The sequence below is a fragment of the Streptomyces sp. TSRI0107 genome, from assembly GCF_001905845.1.
GTDB lineage: Bacteria > Actinomycetota > Actinomycetes > Streptomycetales > Streptomycetaceae > Streptomyces.
The window spans coordinates 236,070-261,488 of the sequence record NZ_LIVZ01000003.1; the positions used below are offsets into that span (position 1 = coordinate 236,070).

A 25,419-nucleotide genomic window follows, 5' to 3' on the forward strand; every position below is an offset into this window, starting at 1 on the left:
TCACCCTTTTCCGAATTTCTTGTCGATGTAGTCGAAGATGTCGTCGTCCGAGGCCGAGTCGAGTTCGTGCGGGGCGGTGTCGCCCAGCGCCTCGGCCCGGGTGTCGCGCCAGGTGGCGAGCAGGGACTGGAGTCGTGCCGTGATGTCGTCCAGGGCGGCGTCGTCCAGGTCCGTCCCGGCGAGTGCGTCGGGGGTGAGGGCGGACAGCGCGGACTCCAGTTTTCCGATGTCCTCCAGGAGGGGGACGGCCGGTGCCGCGGGCGCGGGCGCGAGTTCCGCCAGCAGGTGGCGGGCCAGTGCGGCCGGGGTCGGGAAGTCGAACACCAAGGTGGCGGGCAGCCGTCGGCCGGTGGCGGCGTTCAGGCGGTTGCGCAGTTCGACGGCGGTCAGGGAGTCGAAGCCGGACTCCTTGAAGGTCTGGCCGGGACCGACCGCCTCCGGTCCGCTGTGGCCGAGGACGGTGGCGACGTGGGTCCGTACGACGTCCAGGACGAGGCGTTCCCGTTCCTTCTCCGGCGCTGCCTCGAGGCGTTCGCGCAGGGTGCCGGTACCGGTCGGGGTCTGCTCGGGCAGCGGCCGGGCGGGGCCGCGGACCAGGTCGCGCAGCACGGCGGGGATCGGCGCTCCGGCGGCCTGGGCCTGCCGGCGCAGGGTGCCGGGTTCGAGGCGCGCCGGCACGAGGACCGCTTCGGTCCGCTGGAGGGCGGCGTCGAACAGGGCGAGGCCGAACTCGGCGGGCATGGGGGTGACTCCGCCGCGTGCCATGCGGGTGCGGTCGACGTCGTCGAGGCGGCCGCCCATGCCGTCGCTCTGCGCCCACATGCCCCAGGCCAGTGACGTCGCGGGCAGCCCGTGGGCCGCGCGGTGCCGGGCGAAGGCGTCCAGGAAGGCGTTGGCGGCGGCGTAGTTGGCCATGCCGGGGCTGCCGAGGGTGCCGGAGAAGGAGGAGTAGAGGACGAACGCGGCCAGGTCCAGGTCGCGGGTCAGTTCGTGCAGGTTGAGCACCGCGTCGACCTTCGGGCGCAGCACCCGGTCCAGCCCGTCCGGGGTCAGCGTGTCGATCACACCGTCCTCGGTGACGCCGGCCGTGTGGATCACGGCGGTGAGCGGGTGGGCGGTGGGGATGCCGGCGAGGAGGCGGCCGAGTGCGTCGCGGTCGGCGATGTCGCAGGCGGCCAGGGTGACCTGGGCGCCGAGTCCGCCGAGTTCCGAGGCGAGTTCGGGCATGCCGTCGCCGGCCGGGCCACGCCGGGAGGCCAGGACCAGGTGGCGGACCTTGTGTTCGGTGACCAGGTGGTGGGCCAGGAGCTTGCCGAGGCCGCCGGTGGCGCCGGTGACGAGGACGGTGCCGTCGGGGTCGAGCGCGGCGGGCGTGCCGGTCCCGGCCGGGGTTCCGGTTTCGGCGGTGTCCGCCCGGGTCAGGCGGGGCACCAGCGTCTTCCCGGCACGCAGGGCGAGTTGGGTCTCGTCCTGGGCGAGGGCGGCGGCGAGGGCGCGCGGCAGGGCCCGGTGGGAGTCCTGCCGGCCGTCGGTGTCGATGAGCAGGAACCGGTCGGGGTTCTCCGACTGCGCCGAGCGCGTCAGACCCCACACGGGGGCGCTCGCCAGGCCGGGGACGTCGTCGCCGGGGCCGGTGGAGACGGCCGAGCCGGTGAGCACGACCAGCTTGGAGTCGGCGAGCCGCGGGTCGGCCAGCCAGGCCTGGAGCAGTTCCAGGGCCCGGCGGGTGGTCGTGCGGGCCGCTTCGGCCGGGTCGGTGACGCCGGCCGGGTGCGCCGGGATCGGGGCGACGACGACCGGGGGCACGGGTGTGCCGCTGTCGGCGGCCGCGGTGAGGGCGGCCAGGTCCGGGTGGGCCGCGAGGGTGGTGCCGGCCGTGCCGAGGGCGTCGGTCAGCGCCGGGTCGGGCGCGCCGAGCAGGGCCAAGGCGTGGGGGGCCTGGGCCGTTTCGGTGTGCGGGGCGAGTGTCTTCCAGTCGAGCCGGAACAGCGCGTCGCCGGTCGCCGTGCCGGGGAGCTGGGCGAGGGAGACCGGCCGGGAGATCACCGCGTCGACCTCGGCCACCGGGCTTCCGGCGGTGTCCGTCACGCGCACCGACAGGGTGTCGGGGCCGGCCGTGGCGAGGGTGACCCGCAGCGGGCCGGTGCTGCCCTGGGTGTGGACGCGGATGCCGCGCCAGGAGAACGGGCGGGTCGCCCGGGGTTCGCCGTCCGGCGCGCCGCTCAGCGCGTGGGCGGCGGCTGCCTGGAGGGCGCCGTCGAGGAGGACGGGGTGCAGGGTGAAGCCGTCGGCGCGGCTGCCGTCGGGCAGTTCGACCTCGGCGTGGATCTCCGGGTGGGCGGTCGGGTCGGCGGGGGTGCTTCGCCAGACGGCGCGCAGGCCCTGGAAGGCGGGTCCGTAGACCACGCCGGTGTCGGCGAGCCGTTCGTGGAAGCCGTCGATGTCCACGGGTTCGGCCCCGGCGGGCGGCCAGGCGCCGCCCGTGGTGTCGGGCCGGGGCCCGGCGGCGGTGAGCAGGGTGCCTTCGGCGTGCCGGGTCCACGGGGTGTCGGGGTCGGCTCCGTCGGGCCGGGAGTGCAGGGTCAGGGTCCGGCGTCCCGACTCGTCCGGGGCTGCGACGGTCAGCCGCAGCACGACCGCGCCCCGCTCGGGCACCACCAGCGGTGCCTCCAGGGTCAGTTCCTCCACGAGTTCGCACCCGGCCTGGCGGCCGGCGCCCAGGGCGAGTTCGACGAACGCCGTGCCGGGCAGCAGCGCGGAGCCCAGTACCAGGTGGTCGGCCAGCCACGGGTGGCTGTCCAGGGAGAGGCGGCCGGTGAGCACGAGCTGGTCGGAGCCGGGCAGTTCGAGGGCGGCGCCCAGCAGCGGGTGGCCGGTGGTGCCGAGGCCGAGTCCGGCCACGTCGCCCAGCGCGGCGGGGGCGGCCTGCGGCCAGTAGCGCCGGCGCCGGAACGGGTAGGTCGGCAGGTCGACGCGCCGGCCCGGGCGGCCCGCGAACACGGCGTCCCAGTCCGGGGTGGCGCCCCGCGTCTGGGCCTCGGCCAGCGACCGCAGGAAGCGGTCGGGTCCGCCCTCGTCGCGGCGCAGGGAGCCGACGGCGACGGCGTCGCTGCCGAGCGCGTCGAAGCTGTCCTGGAGTCCGACGGTCAGCACGGGGTGCGGGCTCGCCTCGACGAACAGGGCGAAGTCCGCCTCCACGAGCCGCCGGGTGGCCTCGTCGAGGCGTACCGGCTGCCGCAGGTTGGTGTACCAGTACTCGGCGTCGAGCCGTTCGGTGTCCAGCCAGTCGCCGGTGACCGTCGACAGGAAGGGCACCTCGCCGGTGCGCGGGGTGATCGGGGCCAGCTCGGCGAGGAGTTCGTCGCGGATGGCCTCGACCTGGGCGGAGTGGCTGGCGTAGTCCACGGGGATGCGGCGGGCGCGTATCTCCTCGGCCGCGCAGTCGGCCGTCAGCCGGTCCAGCGCGTCCGGTTCGCCGGAGACGACGATCGAGCCGGGGCCGTTGACGGCGGCGACCGACAGCCGCCCGCCGAAGGGCTCCAGACGGGCCGTCAGCTCGTCCAGCGGCAGTGCGACGGAGAGCATGCCGCCGCGGCCGGCGAGCGCGCCGAGCGCCTTGCTGCGCAGGGTGACGACCCGGGCGGCGTCAGGCAGGGACAGGGCGCCCGCGACGCAGGCCGCGGCGATCTCGCCCTGGGAGTGGCCGACGACCGCGGCGGGGTGCACGCCGTGGGCCCGCCACAGCTCGGCCAGCGACACCATGACGGCGAACAGCAGCGGCTGCACGACGTCCACCCGCTCCAGCGGGGGCGCGTCGGGCGCGCCGCGCAGCACGTCGTACGGCGACCAGTCGACGTGTGCCTCGATGGCGCTCGCGCAGGCGGCGAACCGCTCGGCGAACACCGGGGACGCGTCGAGGAGTTCCGTCGCCATGCCGACCCACTGGGAACCCTGGCCGGGGAACACGAACACGGTCCGGCCCTCGGCGGAGACGGTTCCCTCGACGACGGCGGGGTCGCCGTCGCCCTGGGCCAAGGCGGTCAGGACGCGGCGGAAGCCGTCCCGGTCGGCGGCCAGCAGCACGGCCCGGTGCGGGAACGCGGCGCGGGCGGTGGCGAGGGCGTGTCCGATGTCCGCCGGGTCGGCGTCCGGGTGGGCGTCCAGGTGGGCACGCAGCCGGGCGGCCTGCTCGCGCAGCGCGTCGGGGGTCTTCGCGGACAGGGGCCACGGCAGGACCGTGCCGCCGGCCCGCACGTCGGTGCCGGGTTCCGCCGGCTCCTGGCCGGTGGGGGCCTGCTCCAGGATCACGTGCGCGTTGGTGCCGCTCATGCCGAAGGAGGAGACGCCCGCGCGGCGGGGCCGGTCGCCTTCCGGCCACTGGACGTTCTCCGTCAGCAGCGATACGGCACCGGTGGCCCAGTCGACGTGCGGGGACGGCTCGTCCACGTGCAGCGTGCGAGGCAGCTCACCATGCCGCATCGCCATCACCATCTTGATGACGCCCGCGACACCCGCGGCGGCCTGCGTGTGCCCGATGTTCGACTTCACCGAACCCAGCCACAACGGCCGGTCCTCCGACCGGCCCTGGCCGTACGTGGCGAGCAGCGCCTGCGCCTCGATGGGGTCGCCCAGCGTCGTACCCGTACCGTGCGCCTCCACGACGTCCACATCCGCCGTCGTCAGCCGCGCGTTGGCGAGTGCCTGACGGATCACCCGCTGCTGCGACGGACCGTTCGGCGCGGTCAGACCGTTCGACGCGCCGTCCTGGTTGACCGCACTGCCCCGCAGCACCGCCAGCACGGGATGCCCGTTGCGCTGGGCGTCAGACAGCCGCTCCACCAGCAGCATGCCCACGCCCTCACCCCAGCCAGTCCCGTCGGCCCCGGCGGCGAAGGCCTTCACGCGGCCGTCGCGGGCCAGGCCGCGCTGGCGGGAGAACTCGGTGAAGGGGCCGGGTGTGCTCATCACGGTGACACCGCCGGCCAGGGCCAGGGAGCACTCCCCCGAGCGCAGCGCCTGCGCGGCGAGGTGCAGGGCGACCAGCGAGGACGAGCAGGCGGTGTCGACGGTGACCGTGGGGCCTTCCAGGCCGAAGGTGTAGGCGAGCCGGCCGGACACCACGCTGGCGGAGTTGCCGGTGGCCAGGTATCCCGCGAGGTCCTCGGCGGAGTTCAACAGCACGGAGGCGTAGTCCTGGCCGTTGGTGCCGACGTAGACGCCGGTCAGGCTGCCGTGCAGGGCGTCGGGGTCGATGCCCGCCCGCTCGAAGGCCTCCCAGGAGGTCTCCAGGAGCAGCCGCTGCTGCGGGTCCATGGCCAGCGCCTCACGCGGGCTGATGCCGAAGAACCCGGCGTCGAAGTCGGCGGCCCCGGTGAGGAATCCGCCTTCGCGGACATAGCTGGTGCCGGGGCTGTCCGGGTCGGGGTCGTACAGCTTCTCCAGGTCCCAGCCGCGGTCGGCGGGGAACTCGCCGACCGTGTCGACGCCGTCGCGCAGCAGCCGCCACAGCTGCTCGGGCGAGTTCGCTCCGCCGGGGAAGCGGCAGCTCATCGCGACGATCGCCAGCGGCTCGTCGTGCGGTACGCCGGTGCCCGTGCCGGTCTCGTCCGCCTGTGCGGCGCCGAGGAGTTCGGCGGTCAGGTGGGCGGCCAGCTCGCGGGGGGTGGGGTGGTCGAAGACGAGGGTCGCGGACAGGGTGAGGCCGGTGGCGGCGGTCAGCGCGTTGCGCAGTTCGAGGGCGCTCAGCGAGTCGAAGCCGAGGTCGCGGAAGGCGGTGCGGGCCGGGACGGCGCCCTGCGCGCGGTGTCCGAGGACGGCCGCGACCTGGTCGAGGACCAGGTCCCGGACCAGCCGTGGCCGCTCGTCGGCGGGCAGCGCCATGAGACGCCGTACGAGGTCGTCGGCGCCGCTCGCCGGGGTGCCGGCCGGCGTCGCGGTGTCCTGGCGGGCCTCGGGGAGGTCGGCGAGGAGGGTGCGCTGCCGGGGGTGGGCGAGGTGGGCGGTGAAGCGGTCCCAGTCGATGTCGGCGACGACGGTGCAGGCGGTGTCGTGCTGCCAGCCGCGGGCCAGGGCGACGAGGGCGGCTTCGGGGTCCATGGGGGTCACGCCGCCGCGGGCGAGGCGGTGCGCGGTGTCCTCGGCCCCGGCCATCCCGGCGTCCGCCCAGGCGCCCCAGGCGAGGGAGACGGCGGGCAGGCCGTCGGCCGCTCGCTGTTCGGCGAGGGCGTCCAGGTGGGCGTTGGCGGCGGCGTAGTTGGCCTGTCCGGCGCTGCCGACGACTCCGGCGAGGGAGGAGAACAGCACGAACGCCGACAGGTCCAGGTCGCGGGTCAGCTCGTGCAGGTTCCGCGCTCCGTCGGCCTTGGCGCGCAGGACGGCGGTGAACCGGTCGGGTGTGAGCCCGTCGAGGACCCCGTCGTCCAGGACGCCCGCCGCGTGCACGACGGCGGTCAGCGGCTGGTCGGCGGGGATGCCGGCCAGCAGCTCGGCGAGCGCGTCGCGGTCGGCGACGTCGCAGGCCGCGAGGGTGACTTCGGCGCCGAGGCCGGTCAGTTCGTCGCGGAGTTCGGTGGCGCCCTCGGCGTCGGGGCCGCGCCGGCTGGTGAGCAGCAGGTGCTCGGCGCCGTTGCGGGCGAGCCAGCGGGCGACCTCGGCGCCCAGGGCGCCGGTGCCGCCGGTCACCAGGACCGTGCCGGACGGGCGGGGCGGTGTCGCGGGCCGGGTCGGGCGGTGGGCGCGGACCAGGCGTCGTACGAACACGCCCGTGGCGCGCACGGCGAGTTCGCTCTCGTCGCCGCCGCCCGCGAGCAGGCCGGCGAGACGGGTGGCGGTCCGCTCGTCGGGTTCCTCGGGGAGGTCGACGAGGCCGCCCCAGCGGTCCGGGTGCTCCAGCGCGGCCACCCGGCCGAGGCCCCAGATCCGGGCCTGTTCGGGGTGGGCGGGGCGGTCGGCGCGGTCCACGGAGACCGCGCCGGCCGTCAGGCACCACAGGGGCGCGGTGGTGCCGGTGTCGCCCAGCGCCTGGATGAGTTCGACGGTGCGCGTGGCGCCGTGCTCGGCGTCGGCGGCGAGCAGCGACAGCACGCCGTCGACCGGTTCGCCGTGTCCGGCCAGCCGCTCGGCCAGCGCGGTACGGCCGTCCGGGCCGGCCTCGACGAGGTCGGTGCGGGCTCCGTGGGCGCGCAGGGCGTCGGTGGCGGCGGTGGTCCACCGGGGCGCGGGCGCGCCTTCGGGGACGATCACCAGCCAGCGTCCGCCGGTCAGGGGGGCGGCGGGTTCGGCCGTGGGCCGCCAGGTGACGCGGTAGCGCCAGGCGTCCGCGGTGGCGTCGGTACGGCGTCGCTGCCGCCAGGCGGACAGGGCGGGCAGCACTTCGCCGAGCGAGGTCCGCTGTTCCGCGCCGACCTCCAGGGTGTCGGCGAGGGCCGTCAGGTCGGTGCGTTCGACGGCGTCCCAGAACGCGGCGTCCGCCGGGTCGGCGGCGGGCTCGGCGGCGGAGGGGGCCGCCGGGGCCTGCGGCCAGTAGCGCTCGTGCTGGAAGGCGTAGGTGGGCAGTTCCACCGGCCGGGCGTCGCGGTCCGCGAAGAAGCGCGCCCAGTCCACGGGTACGCCCCGGGTGTGCGCGTCGGCCAGCGCGGTGACCAGGGTGTGTGCCTCCGGGCGGCCGTCCCGCAGGACGGGCAGGCAGGCCGTGTCGGGCCGGTCGGCGGGGGCGTCCTCGTTCAGCGTCTCCTGGGCCATGGCGGACAGCACGCCGTCCGGGCCCAGTTCGATCAGGGTGGTGACGCCCTGGCCGGCGAGGGCGCGGACCGCGTCGGCGAACCGGACCGGCTGCCGCACCTGGCGCACCCAGTAGTCGGGTGAGCACAGGTCCTCGGACGTGGCGGGCTCCCCCGTCACGTCGGACACCAGTCCGATCCGCGGCGGGTGGAACGTCAGGCCGGCGGCGATCTCGCGGAACTCGGCGAGCATCGGTTCCATGCGCGGCGAGTGGAAGGCGTGCGACACCGTCAGCCGTCGGGTCTTGCGGCCCTGGCGGGCGAATTCGGCGGCGATCTCCAGGACGACGTCCTCGTCGCCCGAGACGACGGTGGCGGCCGGTCCGTTGACGGCGGCGACCGACGCGCGGTCGGTGCGCCCGGCCAGCGCGGCGGTGACCTCCTCCTCGCCTGCCTGGACGGCGACCATCGCACCGCCGGCGGGCAGCGCCTGCATCAGCCGGCCGCGGGCGGCGACCAGCGCGCACGCGTCGTCCAGGGACAGCACGCCCGCCACGTGGGCGGCGGACAGTTCGCCGATGGAGTGACCCGCCAGCCAGTCCGGCGTGACGCCCCAGGACTCGACCAGCCGGTACAGGGCGACTTCCAGGGCGAACAGGGCGGCCTGGGTGTACTGGGTCTGGTCGAGGGCGGTGGCGTCGTCGAACAGGACCTCCTTCAGCGGGCGGTCCAGGCGGCCCTCGAAACGCTCGCACACCGCGTCGAGGGCCCGCGCGAACGCGGGGAAGGCGGCGTACAGTTCGCGGCCCGCGCCGACGCGCTGGGCGCCCTGCCCGGTGAACAGGAAGCCGACACGGCCGTGGCCGCCGGCCACGCCTCGCCGGACGCCGGGCGCGGTCCGTCCGGCGGCCAGCGCGGCCAGCCCGGCGAGCAGGTCCTCGCGGTCCTCGGCGACGATCGCCGCCCGGTGCTCCAGGGCCGTGCGGGTCACCGCGAGGGACAGGCCGACGTCGGCGGGGCGGGCACCGGGGTGGGCCCGCAGGTGGGCGTGGAGCTTCCGCGCCTGCGCCGCGAGGGCCGTCCCGGTGCGGGCGGACAGCAGCCACGGCAGCGTCTCCGCCGGGCCGTGCGTGTCGTCGTCCGGGGCGGTGGCCGGCTCGTCGGGGACGGTGACGGGCTCGTCGGGGGCCTGCTCCAGGACGACGTGCGCGTTGGTGCCGCTGATGCCGAAGGAGGAGACGCCGGCGCGGCGCGGGCGGTCGAGGGCCGGCCAGTCCCGGGCCTCGGTGAGCAGTTCCACGGCCCCGGCGGACCAGTCGACCTGCCGGGTCGGCTCGTCGACGTGCAGGGTGGGCGGCAGCACTCCGTGCCGCATCGCCATCACCATCTTGATGACGCCGGCGGCGCCCGCGGCGGCCTGGGTGTGCCCGATGTTGGACTTCACCGAGCCCAGCAGAAGGGGCTGTTCCCGGTCCTGGCCGTAGGTCGCCAGCAGTGCCTGCGCCTCGATCGGGTCGCCCAGCGTCGTGCCCGTGCCGTGCGCCTCCACCGCGTCGACGTCGGCGGGCGTGAGGCGGGCGCTGCCGAGCGCCTGCCGGATGACCCGCTGCTGCGCGGGCCCGTTGGGCGCGGTGAGGCCGTTGGACGCGCCGTCCTGGTTGACGGCGCTGCCCTTGACGACGGCCAGCACGCGGTGCCCGTTGCGCCGGGCGTCCGACAGCCGCTCCAGGAGCAGCAGGCCCACGCCCTCGGCGAGGCCGGTGCCGTCGGCGCCGTCCGCGAACGCCTTGACGCGTCCGTCGGCGGCGAGGCCGCGCTGCCGGGAGAACTCCACGAACGTGACGGGCGTGGCCATCACGGTGACACCGCCGGCCAGCGCCAGTTCGCACTCGCCCTGCCGCAGCGCCTGCGCGGCCAGGTGCAGGGCGACCAGCGATGACGAGCAGGCCGTGTCGACGGTCACCGCGGGTCCTTCGAGCCCGAAGGTGTAGGCGACGCGGCCGGAGGCGGCGCTGATCGAGTTGCCGGTGCCGAGGTAGCCCTCGTCGCCGTCGACGGCGGCGGCGATCCGGGTGTCGTAGCCCTGGTACATGACGCCGGCGAAGACGCCGGTCCGGCTGCCCTTCAGGGTGGCCGTGTCGATGCCGGCGCGTTCGAAGGTCTCCCAGGAGGTCTCCAGCAGCAGGCGCTGCTGCGGGTCCATGATGCCCGCCTCGCGCGGCGAGATGCCGAACAGCGCGGGGTCGAAGTCGCCGGCGTCGTAGAGGAATCCGCCCTCGGAGGTGGCGGAGGTGCCGGGCTTGTCGGGGCCGGCGTCCCGCAGCAGCCGCTCCAGGTCCCAGCCGCGGTCGGCGGGGAACGCGCCGATGCCCTCCGTGCCGCTCTCGACGAGCCGCCACAGGTCCTCCGGGGACCGGACGCCGCCGGGGAAGCGGCAGGCCATGGCGACGATCGCGATCGGCTCGTCGGTGTGCGCGGCGGCCGCCGGTGCGGTGGTCTCGCCGTCCGCGCCGAGCAGTTCGGCGTCCAGGTGCCGGGCCAGGCTGCGCGGGCTGGGGTAGTCGAAGGCGAGGGTGGGGGGCAGGCGCAGGCCGGTCGCGGTGCTGAGCCGGTTGCGGAGTTCCACCGCGGTCAGCGAGTCGAACCCGAGGTCCTTGAACGCCTGGCCCGGTTCGATGGTCGCCGGGGAGACATGGCCGAGGACCGCCGCGACGTGGGTGTGGACCAGGTCCTCCAGGGCGCGGGCGCGTTCGGCCGGGGACAGCCCGGCCAGCCGCCGGACCGCCTCCGGCAGGGTGCCGTCCGGCTGTGCGGCGCGGGCCGCCGCGCGGCGGGCGGGGCGGCGCACCAGTGCGCGCAGCAGGTGCGGCGGCTCCTCGGTGGCGGGCAGGCGGGCCGGGTCCAGGTGCATCGGCGCGAGGACGGGGTCGCCCCACGCGCCGGCCAGGTCGAGCAGCGCCATGCCCTCGGCGGCGGTGATGGGGGTCATGCCGCGGCGCCGGATGCGGGCGAGGTCGGTGCCGTCGAGGCCGCCGACCATGTCGGAGCCGCCCTCGTCCCACAGGCCCCAGGCCAGCGACTGGGCGGGCAGCCCGGCCGCGCGGCGGTGTTCCGCCAGGGCGTCCAGGGCGGCGTTCGCGGCGGCGTAGCCCGCCTGTCCGGCGGCGCCGAGCAGGCCCGCGGCGGAGGAGAACAGCACGAACGCCGTCAGGTCCAGGTCGCGGGTCAGCTCGTGCAGATGCCACGCGCCGTCCGTCTTCGGACGCAGTACGCCGGTCAGCCGCTCGGGGGTGAGGGAGGCGAGGACGCCGTCGTCGAGGACGCCCGCGGTGTGCACGACGCCGGTCAGGGGGCGGTCGGCCGGTATCGCGGCCAGCGCCTCGGCCAGCGCGTCCCGGTCGGCCACGTCCACGGCGGCGACCCGCACGGAGGCGCCCAGCCCGGTCAGTTCGGCGACGAGTTCGGCGGCGCCCGGCGCGGCCTCGCCCCGGCGGCTGGTCAGCAGCAGGCCGCGCACCCCGTGTTCGGTGACCAGGTGCCGGGCGACCAGCTTGCCCAGCGCTCCGGTGCCGCCGGTGACGAGGACCGTGCCGTCCGCGGTGAAGGCGGGGCGGGCGGTGGGCTCAGCCGGTGCGGTGGCGCGGGTGAGGCGGGCCGCGAGGGCGGTGCCGGCGCGTACCGCGAGCTGCGGTTCACCGGTGGCGATCGCGGCCGGGACCGCGGCGGGCGACGCGGCGTGCTCGTCGAGGTCCAGCAGGACGAACCGGTCCGGGTGCTCGGCCTGCGCGGAACGCACCAGGCCCCATACGGCGGCGGCCGCCGGGTCCGGCACGGCGTCCCCCGGTACGGCGGTCACCGCGCCGCGGGTGACGAGGACCAGCCGCGAGGCGGCCGTCCGCTCCGCCTCGGTCCAGGACCGCAGCAGCGCGAGCGCCCACCGCGCGGCACGGTGGACGGCGTCGGCGCCGGTGCCGCAGTCGGGCACGGGGGCGAGCAGTACGTCCGAGGCGGTCGTACCGTCGGTGACGGGAGCGGCCAGGAGACTCGTACCGTCCGGGTCGTCGTACGAGCGGACCGGGACGCCCAGTCGTTCCGGCAGGGCGAAGCGGTCGCCCAGTACCGCGTACGACGTGGCCGCCGGCTCGGTGGGCGCGGGCGGCGTGGCCGGCGTCCAGTCCAGGCGGAACATGGAGCCGCGCAGCCGGTCGCCGGCGGTGCCCAGGGTCTCCGGGGCCACGGGGCGCAGGGTGAGGGACTCGACGGTGGCGACGGGTGCGCCGGTGACGTCGGTGACGGTGAGGGACACGGCGTCCGTGCCGAGCCGGGTCAGCCGTACCCGCAGCGCCGGCGCGCCCGCGGCGTGCAGGCTGACGCCGGTCCAGGTGAACGGCAGCCGCACTCCGGCGGAGTCCGCGTCCGCCGGGAGGAAGTCCGCTGCGGCGATGGCGTGCAGGGCGGCGTCCAGGAGCGCGGGGTGCAGCCCGTACCGCTCGGCGTCGGCCTCGGTGCCCTCGGGCAGGGCCACCTCGGCGGCCAGGGTGTCGCCGTCCCGCCAGACGCCGCGCAGGCCCTGGAACAGCGGGCCGTACCGCAGGCCGGCGTCGGCCAGGCGCGGGTAGAGGTCGTCGAGCGGGACCGGCCGCGCGCCCGGCGGGGGCCAGGCGGCCGGGTCGTGCGGGGCCGGTGCGGCGGTGTCGGCGAGGACGCCTTCGGCGTGCAGGGTCCACGGCTCGTCGGCGGCGGCGCCCGCGGGCCGGGCGTGCACGCTCAGCCGGCGGTGTCCCTCCGGGTCGGGCGCGCCGACCAGCAGCTGGAGGTCCACCGGCGTGGATTCGGTGAGCACGAGCGGCGCGTGCAGCGTGAGTTCGGTGACGCCGCCGCAGCCGACCTGGTCGCCGGCGCTGACCGCGAGTTCCACGAACGCGGTGCCGGGCAGGACGACGGTGCCCGCGACCGCGTGGTCGGCGAGCCAGGGGTGGGTGGACAGGGAGAGCCGTCCGGTCAGCAGGAAGCCGTTGCCGTCGGCGAGGGTGACCGCCGCGCCGAGCAGCGGGTGGTCGGCCGGGCCGAGGCCGAGGCCGGCGGTGTCGCCGGGCCGGCCGGCGCCCCGCAGCCAGTAGTGCTCGCGCTGGAAGGCGTAGGTGGGCAGGTCCACGCGCCGGGCGGCGTGGCCCTCGAACACGGGCCGCCAGTCGACGCCGACGCCCTGGGTGTGGGCCTCGGCGAGGGAGACGAGGAAGCGTTCGAGGCCGCCCTCGCCGCGGCGCAGGGTGCCCAGGGCGAAGGCCGCGCCGTCGACGCCGGTCAGCACCTCCTGCATGCCCATGGTCAGCACGGGGTGCGGGCTGACCTCGATGAAAACCGCGCGGCCACGCTGCGACAGGGTGCGGACCGCGTCCTCGAAGCGGACCGTGCGGCGCAGGTTGCGGTACCAGTAGGCGGCGTCGAGGCCGGCGGTGTCGACGGGCTCGCCGGTCACCGTGGAGCAGAACGTCACGTCGGCGGTGCGCGGCGCGATCGGCGCGAGGGCCGCGAGCAGCCGTTCCTCGATGGCCTCGACGTGGGCGGAGTGGGAGGCGTAGTCGACGGAGACGCGGCGGGCGCGGATCTCGTCGGCTTCGCACGAGGCGATGAGTTCGTCCAGTGCCCGCGGGTCGCCGGAGACGACGACGGAGGCGGGGCCGTTGATCGCGGCGACGGACAGCCGGTCCGCCCAGCGGCTGAGCCGCTGTTCGACTTCGGCGACGGGCAGTGCCACCGACACCATGCCGCCCTTGCCGGACAGCTCGGTCAGGGCCTGGCTGCGCAGGGCGACCACGCGGGCGGCGTCGGCCAGGCTGAGCGCGCCGGACACCGCGGCGGCGGCGATCTCGCCCTGGGAGTGCCCGACCACGGCGGTGGGCTTGACCCCGTGGGCCTCCCAGAGGGCGGCCAGGGACACCATCACGGCGAACAGCACCGGCTGGACCACGTCGACCCGGTCCAGGGAGGGTGCGCCGGGCGTACCGCGGACGACGTCGAGCAGCGACCAGTCGGTGTGGGGTTCCAGGGCGGCCGCGCACTCCCCCATGCGGGCGGCGAACACCTCGGAGGTGTCGAGGAGTTCGACGGCCATGCCGGCCCACTGGGAGCCCTGGCCGGGGAAGACGAAGACGATGTCGTCGGCGCCGGTGGCCGTGCCGCGCACCACACCGGCCGGCTCGGTGCCCGCGGCGAGGCCGTCGAGCGCGGCGAGCAGCCCGTCGCGGTCGGTGCCCACGGCGACGGCGCGGTGCTCGAACAGGGCGCGGGTGGTGGCGAGGGAGTGGCCGACGTCGACGGGGCGCAGGGCGGCGTGGTCGCGCAGGTGGGCGGCGAGCCGGGCGGCCTGCTCGGTGAGGGCGGCCGGGGTGCGGGCGGACAGGAGCCAGGGCAGCGCGCCGTGCGGGTCGCCCTCGGGGGCGGGCCGCTCGGCGGGTTCCGGCTGTTCGGCGGGTTCCGGCTGTTCGAGGATGACGTGGGCGTTGGTGCCGCTGACGCCGAAGGAGGACACGGCGGCGCGGCGCGGGTTGCCGGTGTTCGGCCACGGCGTGTTCTCGGTGAGGAGTTCGACGGCGCCCGCCGTCCAGTCCACCTGCGGGGTGGGTTCGTCGACGTGCAGGGTGCGGGGCAGCACGCCGTGCCGTATGGCCTGCACCATCTTGATGACGCCGGCGACTCCGGCGGCGGCCTGGGTGTGCCCGATGTTGGACTTGACCGAGCCCAGCAGAAGCGGCTGTCCGTCCCGCCGCTGCCTGCCGTAGGTGGCGAGCAGGGCCTGCGCCTCGATCGGGTCGCCCAGGGTGGTGCCGGTGCCGTGCGCCTCGACGGCGTCGACGTCGGCCGGGGTCAGCCGGGCGCCGGCGAGCGCCTGCTGGATGACCCGCTGCTGGGCGGGCCCGTTGGGGGCGGTGAGGCGGCTGCTGGCGCCGTCCTGGTTGACCGCGCTGCCGCGGACCACGGCGAGCACCGGGTGTCCGTTGCGGCGGGCGTCGGACAGCTTCTCCAGCAGGAGCATGCCGACGCCCTCGCCCCAGCCGGTGCCGTCGGCGGCGCCGGCGAACGCCTTGCAGCGCCCGTCGGCCGCCAGGCCGCGCTGCCGGGAGAACTCCAGGAAGGTGCTGGGCGAGGACATCACGGTGACGCCGCCGGCGAGCGCGAGGGTGCACTCGCCCTCGCGCAGCGCCTGGGCGGCCAGGTGCAGGGTCACCAGGGACGAGGAGCAGGCGGTGTCGACGGTGACGGCCGGCCCTTCGAGGCCGAGCGTGTAGGCGACCCGGCCGGATGCGATGCTGCCCGCGCTGCCCTGGCTGAGGTAGCCCTCGAACTCCTCGGGGACGTCGTGCAGCCGGGCCAGGTAGTCGTGGTACATGACGCCGGCGAACACCCCGGTGCGGCTGCCGCGCACGGTCCGGGGGTCGATGCCGGCGTGTTCGAACGCCTCCCACGAGCTCTCCAGCAGCAGCCGCTGCTGCGGGTCCATGGCCACGGCCTCACGCGGCGAGATGCCGAAGAAGGCGGCGTCGAAGCGGGCGGCGTCGTGCAGGAAGCCGCCCTCCCGGACGTAGGAGGTGCCGGGGTTGTCCGGGTCGGGGTCGAACAGCGCGTCGAGGTCCCAGCCGCGGTCGTCCGGGAAGCCGGAGACGGCGTCGGTGCCGGAGGCGACGAGCCGCCACAGGTCGTCCGGGGAGTTCACGCCGCCGGGGTACCGGCAGCTCATTCCCACGATCGCGATGAGCTCCGGCTCGTGGGACTCGGCCTCGCGCAGCCGCTGCCGCGTCTCGTGCAGGTCGGCGATGGCTCGCTTGAGGTAGTCCCGAAGCTTCTGCTCATTGTCCACTTGACGTTGGCTCCTCATGGCATGCGGACGGTGTGGGGTTTCGTTCACCTGGCGACTCATGAGAGGCCGAGGTCTTTGTCGACGAAGTCGAAGAGTTCGTCGTCGGTCGCCGATTCGAGCCGGTCGACCACGCTGACCGCGCCGGGGGCGGGTCCGGGGTCGCCGGTCGGCCCGCCGCGGCCGCCGCCCAGCTTGGAGAGCAGGCTCTCCAGGCGCAGGGCGACGCGGGCCCGTTCGTCCTGGTCGTCGGCGAGCTGCGCGAGGGCGGCTTCGATCCGGTCGAGTTCCGCGTCGACCGACGGCGCGTCGGCCGGGGCGGGCGCGAGCAGGGCCTGCAGGTGGCGGGCCAGTTCGAGCGGTGCCGGATAGTCGAAGAGCAGCGTGGCGGGCAGCTGGAGCCCGGTGAGCGAGGCGAGCCGGGTGCGCAGTTCGACGGCGGTCAGCGAGTCGAACCCGGACTCCATGAAGCCGCGTTCGGGGTCGAAGACGGCGGGGGCTCGGTGGCCGAGGACCGCCTCGGTCTCCTTGCGCACCCACTGGAGCACGGTGCGTTCCCGCTCGCCGTCCGACAGCGCGGCCAGCTGCTGGACGAGGCCGGTCGACGCCACCGGGCCGTCCTGCGGCGCGGCCGGACGGGCCGGCGCGGGCAGGAGGCCCCGCAGCAGCGCGGGTACGGCGCCGCCCCGGGCGGCCCGGGCCCGCAGCCCGGCCAGGTCCAGGCGGGCCGGTACGGGCGTGGGTTCACCGGCGGCGTGCGCGAGGTCGAACAGGGCCAGGCCCTCCGCGGCCGGCAGCGGGGTCATGCCCAGGCGCCGGATCCGCGCGAGGTCCGCCTCGTCGAGGCCGCCGGCCATGCCGGTGCCGCCCTGCTCCCACAGCCCCCAGGCCAGGGACGTCGCGGCCAGGCCCTGACCGCGGCGGTGGTGGGCGAGGGCGTCCAGGAAGGAGTTCGCCGCGGCGTAGGCGGCCTGCCCGGCGCCGCCGAAGACACCGGCGGAGGAGGAGAACAGCACGAACGCCGACAGGTCGAGGTCGCGGGTCAGCTCGTGCAGCCACCAGGCGCCGTCCGCCTTGGGCCGCAGCACCCCGGCCAGCCGCTCCGGGGTCAGCGAGGACACCACGCCGTCGTCCAGGACGCCCGCCGTGTGCACCACGGCGGTCAGCGGACGCTCGGCGGGGATCTCCGCGAGCAGCGCCGCGAGGGCGTCCCGGTCCGCGGTGTCCACTGCGGCCACCCGCACCGACGCGCCGGCCGACGCCAGTTCGGCCACCAGCTCCGCCGCACCGGGCGCGGCCTCGCCCCGCCTACTGGTCAGCAGCAGGTCCCGTACGCCGTGTTCGGCCACCAGATGCCGGGCGACCAGCTTGCCCAGCGCCCCGGTCCCGCCGGTCACCAGCACGGTGCCGGTGCCGTCCCAGGCGGGTTCGCCCGGCTCGACGCCGGCCATGCGCTCCAGTCGCGGCGCGTACGCCGTCCCGGCTCGCAGCGCGAGCTGCGGCTCGTCACCGGCGGCGCAGGCCGCCAGCAGCCGCCGGGAGGCGTCGTCCTCGTCGATGTCCAGCAGGACGAACCGGTCCGGGTGCTCCGACTGCGCGGAGCGGACCAGGCCCCAGACCGCCGCCTGCACCGGGTCCGGCGCCCCCTCGCCCGGCGCACCGGTGCTGACCGCGCCCCGGGTGACCAGCGCCAGTCGCGCGCCGGCCGTCCGCTCGTCGGCCAGCCATCGCTGTACGACGGCCAGGGCGGCGCCGGTGGCCGCGGCGACCGCGCCGGGCGTGTCCGAGCCCTGCCGGTCCCCCGCTCCGTCGAAGAACACGATCCCGGCGCCGTCGGCGAAGGCGTCCGGCGTGGCCTCCGAGTGGGCGGACACGGCGAGGCCGCTCGCCCGCAGCGCGTCGGCGAGGCCCAGCCCGTCCGGGCCCACCACGGCGCACGCAGACGGCCGTGCCGTGCCGGTGGGCACCACGGCCCAGGCGAGCCGGAACAGCGCGTCCCGGTGACCGCCGCGGGCCGCCCTGAGCTGTTCCTCCGTCACCGGACGCAGCGTCAGGGAGTCCACCGTGGCCACCGGCAGCCCGTCGCGGTCGGCGACGTCCAGCGTCACCGTGTCGTTCTCCGCGACCGTCAGCCGCACCCGCAGGGCGCCGGCCCCGGCGGAGTGCAGCCGGACCCCGGACCAGGCGTACGGCAGCCGCGCGCTCCCGTCACCGTCCGCCGCCAGGCCCACGGTGTGCAGGGCCGCGTCCAGCAGCGCCGGATGCAGCGCGAACGGCTCCGTGCCCGTACCGGCGGCCGGCTCGATCTCCGCGAACAACCGGTCGCCGAGCCGCCAGGCGGCCCGCAGCCCCTGGAACGCCGGCCCGTATCCGAACCCGGCGTGCGCGGCACGGTCGTAGAACGTGTCGACGGTCAGCGGTGTCGCGCCCGCCGGCGGCCACACGGTCAGCTCGGCGGGCGGCACCGTGCCGTCGCCGGCGGAGACCAGCGCGCCGGTCGCGTGCCGGGTCCACACCTGCTCGTCGGCGGCCCCGTCGGGCCGCGAGTGCACGCTGAACTCGCGCCGCCCGGCCGCAGCGGGCCCGCTCACCAGCAGCTGGAACCGTACGCCGCCCCGCTCCGGCAGGATCAGCGGCGCCTCCAGGGTCAGTTCCGCGACCTCGTCGCAGCCGCAGGCGTCCGCCGCCCGCACGGCGAGCTCGACGAACGCCGTGCCCGGCAGCAGCACCGAGCCCAGCACGGCGTGGTCGGCGAGCCACGGGTGCGTCTCCAGCGACAGCCGGCCGGTGAACAGCAGACCACCGGTGTCCGGCAGTTCCACCGCCGCACCGAGCAGCGGATGGTCCGCCGCCCCGAGTCCTGCGAGTTCGACGTCCCCGGCGGACCGGCCGCCGCCCAGCCAGAAGTGCTCGCGCTGGAAGGCGTAGGTGGGAAGGTCGACCGTCCTGGCACCACGCCCGGCGTGGAACGCCGCCCAGTCGACGGGCACTCCGCGGACGTGCGCCTGGGCGAGAGCCGTGGTCACCGACTGCGCCTCGGCGCGGTCCGCGCGGAGGGCGGGCACGAAGAGGGCGTCGGCGGACTCCTGGCCCATCGCGGACAGGACGCCGTCCGGGCCCAGCTCGACGAGCGTGCGGACGCCGTGCTCGTCCAGCGTCCTGACCCCGTCCGCGAAACGGACCGCCTCACGGACGTGGCGCACCCAGTAGTCGGGGGTGCACAGCTCGTCGGCGGTGGCCGTCGTACCGGTCAGGTTCGAGACGAGGGGGATGCGCGGCGCGTTGAAGGACAGCTTCTCGGCGACCGCGCGGAACTCGGCCAGCATCGGCTCCATGCGCGGGGAGTGGAAGGCGTGGGAGACCGTCAGGCGCTTGGTCTTGCGGCCCTGCTCGGCGAAACGGGCAGCGATCTCCAGCACTTCGGACTCGTCACCCGAAATCACCACGGACTGAGGTCCGTTGATGGCCGCGATCGACACGGCGTCGCCGGTCAGCGCCTCGGCGACCTCGGCCTCCGTGGCCTGTACGGCCACCATCGCCCCGCCGGACGGCAGTGCCTGCATCAGACGGCCGCGCGCCGCGACCAGCGTGCACGCGTCCTCCAGGGACCAGACCCCCGCCACATGCGCGGCGGCCAGTTCACCGATGGAGTGGCCGAGCAGGACGTCAGGCGTAATGCCCCACGACTCCAGCAGCCGGAACAGCGCCACTTCGAGGGCGAACAGCGCCGCCTGCGTGTAAACGGTCTGGTCCAGCGCGGACGCGTCCTCGAAGACCACATCCTTCAGCGGCCGGTCCAACTCCGCGTCGAACCGCGCGCACACCGCGTCGAACGCCTCCGCGAACACCGGGAACGCCGCATGCAGCTCACGGCCCATCCCGACCCGCTGCGATCCCTGCCCCGTGAACAGGAACCCGACCCGGCCGCCGTCACCGACCGACCCGCGCACCAGCCCAGGAACGCTCTCGCCCTCGGCCAACGCGGCCAGCCCGGCGAGGAGTTCGTCCCGCTCGGCGGAGACGACCGCTGCCCGGTGCTCCAGGGCTGCCCGGGAGGTGGCGAGCGACAGGCCGATATCGGCCGAGGACTCGTCGGGCCGGGTGCGGACGTGCTCGGCCAGGCGCCGGGCCTGGGCCCGCAGGGCCGCCTCGGTGCGCCCGGAGAGCACCCACGGCACGACCGGCGAGCCGACCGACACGCTGCCGGGCACGTCGGCCGGTTCGTCCTGCGGTACCTGCTCCAGGACCACGTGCGCGTTGGTGCCGCTGAGGCCGAAGGAGGAGACGCCGGCGCGGCGCGCGCGCCCGGTCTCCGGCCACTGACGGGCCTCGGTCAGCAGCTCCACCGCGCCCGCGGTCCAGTCGACCTGGCGGGACGGCTCGTTCACGTGGAGGGTGCGCGGCAGCACTCCGTGCCGCATCGCCATGACCATCTTGATGACACCGGCGACACCGGCGGCGGCCTGCGTGTGCCCGATGTTGGACTTGACGGACCCCAGCCACAGCGGCTGGTCCTCCGACCGGTCCTGGCCGTAGGTCGCCAGGAGCGCCTGCGCCTCGATCGGGTCGCCGAGGGTGGTGCCCGTGCCGTGTGCCTCGACCGCGTCGACGTCCGCCGCCGTCAGGCGTGCGTTCGTCAGCGCCTGGCGGATCGCCCGCTGCTGCGAGGGGCCGTTCGGCGCCGTGAGGCCGTTGGACGCGCCGTCCTGGTTGACCGCACTGCCGCGTACCACCGCCAGCACGCGGTGGCCGTTGCGGCGCGCGTCCGACAGCCGCTCCAGCAGCAGCATGCCCGCGCCCTCGCCCCAGCCGGTGCCGTCCGCCGCGTCCGCGAAGGACTTGATCCGGCCGTCGGCGGCGAGACCGCGCTGGCGGGAGAAGTCCACGAAGGTGCTCGGCGTGGACATCACGGAGACACCGCCGGCCAGCGCCAGCGTGCACTCCCCCGAACGCAGGGCCTGCGCGGCGAGGTGCAGGGCGACCAGCGAGGACGAGCACGCCGTGTCCACGGTCATGGCCGGGCCTTCCAGCCCGAACGTGTAGGCGACGCGCCCGGAGGCGATGCTGCCGGCGTTGCCGGAGCCCAGGTAGCCGTCGACGCCCTCGGGGACGACGCCGACCTGGGAGGCGTAGTCCTGGTACATGACTCCGGCGAAGACGCCGGTACGGCTGCCCTTGAGGGTGCCGGGGTCGATGCCCGCGCGCTCGAACGCCTCCCAGGAGGTCTCCAGCAGCAGCCGGTGCTGCGGGTCCATGGCCAGTGCCTCGCTGGGGACGACGCCGAAGAAACCCGGGTCGAACCGTGCCGCGTCGTAGAGGAAGCCGCCTTCGCGGACGTACGAGGTGCCGGGGTGGTCGGGGTCCGGGTCGTACAGCTTCTCCAGGTCCCAGCCGCGGTCGGTGGGGAAGCCGCCGATGCCGTCGCCGCCGTCGGCCACCAGCCGCCACAGGTCTTCCGGTGACATGACGCCGCCGGGGTAGCGGCAGGCCATGCCGACGATCGCGATCGGCTCGTCGGCCGCGGCCACGGTCGTCGCCGCCGTGTCCGCGTCGTCGTCCTCGCCCAGCAGTTCGGCGCGGAGCCGGTCGGCGAGCGCGGCCGGCGTCGGGTGGTCGAAGATCAGGGTCGCGGGCAGGCGGAGTTCGGTGGCCGCGGTGAGACGGTTGCGGAGTTCCACGGCGGTCAGGGAGTCGAAGCCCAGCTCGCCGAAGGCCCGGTCGGCCTCGATCTGCTCGCCGGAGGCGTGGCCGAGCACGGCCGCGACCTCGGTGCGGACCAGGTCCAGCAGCGCACGGGTGCGGTCGGCCTCGCCGAGGGCCGCGAGGCGTCCCTTCAAGGTGGCCGTGCCGGTGCCCGCCCGCTTCCTGGCGGGCCTGCGGACCAGGCCGCGCAGCAGCGCGGGGACGGCCTCGGGCAGCGCGGAGGCGTCGAGGCTCAGCGGCACGAGAACCGGTTCGCCGGCCGTGCCCGCCGCGTCGAACAGGGCCATGCCCCGCCCGGCGGACAGCGGGGACATCCCGGCGCGGCGCAGCCGCTCCAGGTCCTCGGCGTCGAGTGCGCCGGCCATGCCGTCCGGCTGCTCCCACAGGCCCCAGGCCAGGGACCGGGCGGGCAGCCCGGCGGCGTGGCGGTGTGCGGCCAGCGCGTCCAGGAAGGCGTTCGCGGCGGCGTAGTTCGCCTGACCGGGGCCGCCGAGCACACCGGCGACGGACGAGAACAGCACGAACGCCGACAGGTCCAGGTCGCGGGTCAGCTCGTGCAGATGCCACGCGCCGTCCGCCTTCGGACGCAGTACGCGCGCGAGGCGCTCCGGCGTCTGCGCCTCCAGCACGCCGTCGTCGAGGACGCCCGCGGTGTGCACCACCACGCGCAGCGGATGCTCCGGCGGCACCTCCGCCAGGGTCCTGGCGAGCGCGTCCCGGTCGGCGACGTCGCAGGCCGCCACGGTCACCCGGGCGCCCAGCGCGGTCAGCTCGTCCCGCAGGCCGGCCGCGCCCGGCGCGTCCAGCCCTCGGCGGCTGGTCAGCAGCAGGTGCCGTACGCCGTGTTCGGTGACGAGGTGCCGGGCGACCAGCGCGCCGAGCGCGCCCGTGCCCCCGGTGACGAGGACCGTGCCCTCGGCGTCCCACACGGGGGCGGCGGCCGGGGCCGGGGAGACGTCGCGGGTCAGCCGGGGTACGCGTACGGCACCGGACCGCAGCGCGGCCTGCGGCTCGCCGGAGGCGAGCACCGCCGGCAGTCCCGCTGACAGCCCAGCCGTCGTCGCACCGGAGTCCGTGGCGGGGTCGAGGTCGACCAGCACGAACCGCTCCGGGTGCTCCGACTGCGCGGAACGCACCAGCCCCCACGCGGCGGCAGCGGCCGGGTCGGACACCTCCTCGCCCGCCTCGACGGCCATGGCGCCACGGGTGGCCAGGACCAGCCGCGAGCCCGCGAACCGCTCCTCGGACAGCCAGCCCCGCACCAGGTCCATGGTCCAGCGTGCCGTCTCGTGCACGGCGCCCGGCATGCCGTCCTCGGACAGCGCGCCCGAGCGGTCGGGCACGGCCGCGACGACCACGTCCGGCACCCGCCCGTCCCGCGCCGCGAGTTCGGCGAGGTCCCGGTACGACGACGCCTCGATGCCCTCGGCGCTCAGTGCCGCGCCGACGGACTCGTCCAGCACCGCCCAGGCGCCGGGCTCCAGGGTCTCGGGCGACGGCGGTACGGTCAGCGCCGTCCACTCCGTCCGCAACAGCGACCCGTCGTGCCCGGTGCCGCGTGCCGTGTCGAACTGCTCGGCGCTCACCGGCCGTACGGTCAGCGCGTCGGCCGTGACGACCGGCTCGCCCGAGGGATCGGTGACCGTCAGCGCGAAGGCGTCGGCGCCGGCCGGAGCCAGCCGCACCCGTACGTCGGTGGCGCCGGCCGCGTGCAGGCTCACCCCGGTCCAGGAGAACGGCAGCAGCGCCCGCCCGGCCTCCTCGGCCGGCGACGCCAGGGCGACGGTGTGCAGCGCCGCGTCCAGCAGCGCCGGATGCAGCCCGTACCGTCCGGCCTCGTCCGCCATGCCCTCGGGCAGCGCGACCTCGGCGAACACCTCCGCTCCCCGGCGCCACGCGGCCCGCAGCCCCTGGAAGACCGGCCCGTAGGCCAGACCCAGGTCCGCGAGGGACTCGTACAGCCCCTCCACCGGCACCGGCTCGGCGTCCACGGGCGGCCAGGCCGACGCCTCGGCCGTGATCGCCGTCGCCGTCGCAGACGCCGAGGTGTCCGGGGCCAGCAGGCCCTCCGCGTGCCGCGTCCAGGACCCGCCGTCGGAGGCGTCCGCAGGACGCGAGTACACGGTCAGCGCACGCCGCCCCGTCTCGTCCGCGTCGCCGACCGCCACCTGGATCCGTACGGTGCCCCGCTCCGGCAGGACCAGCGCGGTCTCGAACGTCAACTCCGCGACCCGGCCGCAACCGACCTGGTCACCCGCCCACACCGCCAGGTCCACCAGGGTGGCACCGGGCAGCACGACCGAGCCCAGCACGGCATGGTCCGCCAGCCACGGCTGCTCCGCCGCCGACAGCCTGCCGGTGAACAGCACACCACCGGTGTCCGGCAGTTCCACCGCCGCGCTCAGCAGCGGGTGCCCGGCCGCGCCGAGACCGGCGAGCTCCGCACCACCCGTGAAACGACCGCCGGCCAGCCAGTACCGCTGGTGCTGGAAGGCATACGTCGGCAGCTCCACCTGCCGCGCACCGCGGCCCGCGAAGAACGCCGCCCAGTCGACGCGGGCACCGCGGGCGTGGGCATGGGCGAGGGCCGAGGTCAGCGTGTGCGCCTCGGGGCGGTCGGCGCGCAGGGTCGGCACGAAGAGCGCCGCATCGATGCTGTCCTGGCCCATGGCGGAGAGGACACCGTCCGGGCCGAGCTCGATCAGCGTGCGGACACCCTGCTCGGCCAGGCTCTTGACCCCGTCCGCGAAACGGACGGCCTCACGGACGTGCCGTACCCAGTAGTCGGGGGCGCACAGCTCGTCGGCGGTAGCCGGGCGACCGGTCACGTTCGATACGACAGGGATACGGGGGGCGTTGTACGTCAGCCCCTCCGCGACGCTGCGGAACTCCGCCAGCATCGGCTCCATGCGAGGCGAGTGGAAGGCGTGGGAGACCGTCAGACGCTTGGTCTTGCGGCCCTGCGCGGAGAAGCGGGCGGCGATCTCCAGCACTTCGGGTTCGTCACCCGAGATGACGACGGACGACGGGCCGTTGATGGCGGCGATCGACACCGCGTCGCCGGTCAGCGCCTCGGCGACCTCCGCCTCGGTCGCCTGCACGGCCACCATGGCACCGCCCTCAGGCAGCGCCTGCATCAGACGGCCACGCGCGGCGACCAGGGAACAGGCGTCTTCCAGCGACCAGACCCCCGCCACATGCGCGGCGGCCAACTCACCGATCGAGTGGCCCAGCAACACGTCAGGCGTGACACCCCACGACTCCAACAGCCGGAACAGAGCGACCTCGAGAGCGAAGAGCGCCGCCTGCGTGTACACCGTCTGGTCCAGCGCAGCCGCGTCCTCGAAGACCACGTCCTTCAGCGGCCGCTCCAGCCGGAACTGCGCGCACACCGCGTCGAACGCCTCTGCGAACACCGGGAAGGCGCCGTACAGCTCACGCCCCATCCCGATTCGCTGAGCCCCCTGCCCCGTGAACAGGAACCCGATCCGGCCCCCGTCACCGATCGACCCGCGCACCAGTCCGGACAGGCTCTCGCCCTCGGCCAACGCGGCAAGCCCGGCGAGGAGTTCGTCCCGCTCGGCGGAGACGACCGCTGCCCGGTGTTCCAGCGCGACGCGCGAAGTGGCCAGCGACAGTGCCACGTCGCCGGGTTCGAGGTCGGGGTGGCGGTCCAGGTGGGCGAGGAGGCGTGCCGCCTGGGCGCGCAGGGCGGGTTCGGTCGAGCCGGAGAGGACCCACGGCACTGTCGGCGTGGTCACCGTGCGCACCGGTTCGGCAGGGACGCTTTCCGGTGCCTGCTCGATGATCGTGTGGACGTTGGTGCCGCTGATGCCGAAGGAGGACACGGCGGCCCGGCGCGGGCGGCCGGTGTCCGGCCACTCGCGTCCCTCGGTCAGCAGCTCTACCGCGCCCGTCGTCCAGTCGACCTGCTGGGACGGCTCGTCCACGTGCAGGGTCCGCGGCAGCACACCGTGCCGCATCGCCATCACCATCTTGATGACACCGGCCACACCGGCGGCGGCCTGCGTGTGCCCGATGTTCGACTTGATGGACCCGAGCCACAGCGGCCGGTCCTCCGACCGGTCCCGGCCGTAGGTCGCCAGCAGCGCCTGCGCCTCGATCGGGTCGCCCAGCCGGGTG

The 25,419-nt window shown here is 75.8% G+C and carries 2 protein-coding genes (1 of these 2 cut by a window edge); both read right to left on the reverse strand.

Annotated elements, in window-relative coordinates; genetic code table 11:
• A complete protein-coding gene (locus AMK31_RS41410) occupies nucleotides 1-15,636 on the reverse strand; it encodes a type I polyketide synthase (RefSeq protein WP_107468552.1) in 15,636 nt (5,211 codons plus the stop codon).
• Nucleotides 15,633-25,419: the 3' portion of an SDR family NAD(P)-dependent oxidoreductase gene (locus tag AMK31_RS08180; RefSeq protein ID WP_443333941.1), read on the reverse strand. The gene runs 6,269 nt beyond the window's last position; 9,787 of the gene's 16,056 nt are visible here — the last part of the coding sequence; the start codon falls outside the window, past its right edge — the gene reads right to left on this strand; its stop codon occupies nucleotides 15,633-15,635. Before AMK31_RS08180 ends, AMK31_RS41410 begins: the two co-directional genes overlap by 4 nt.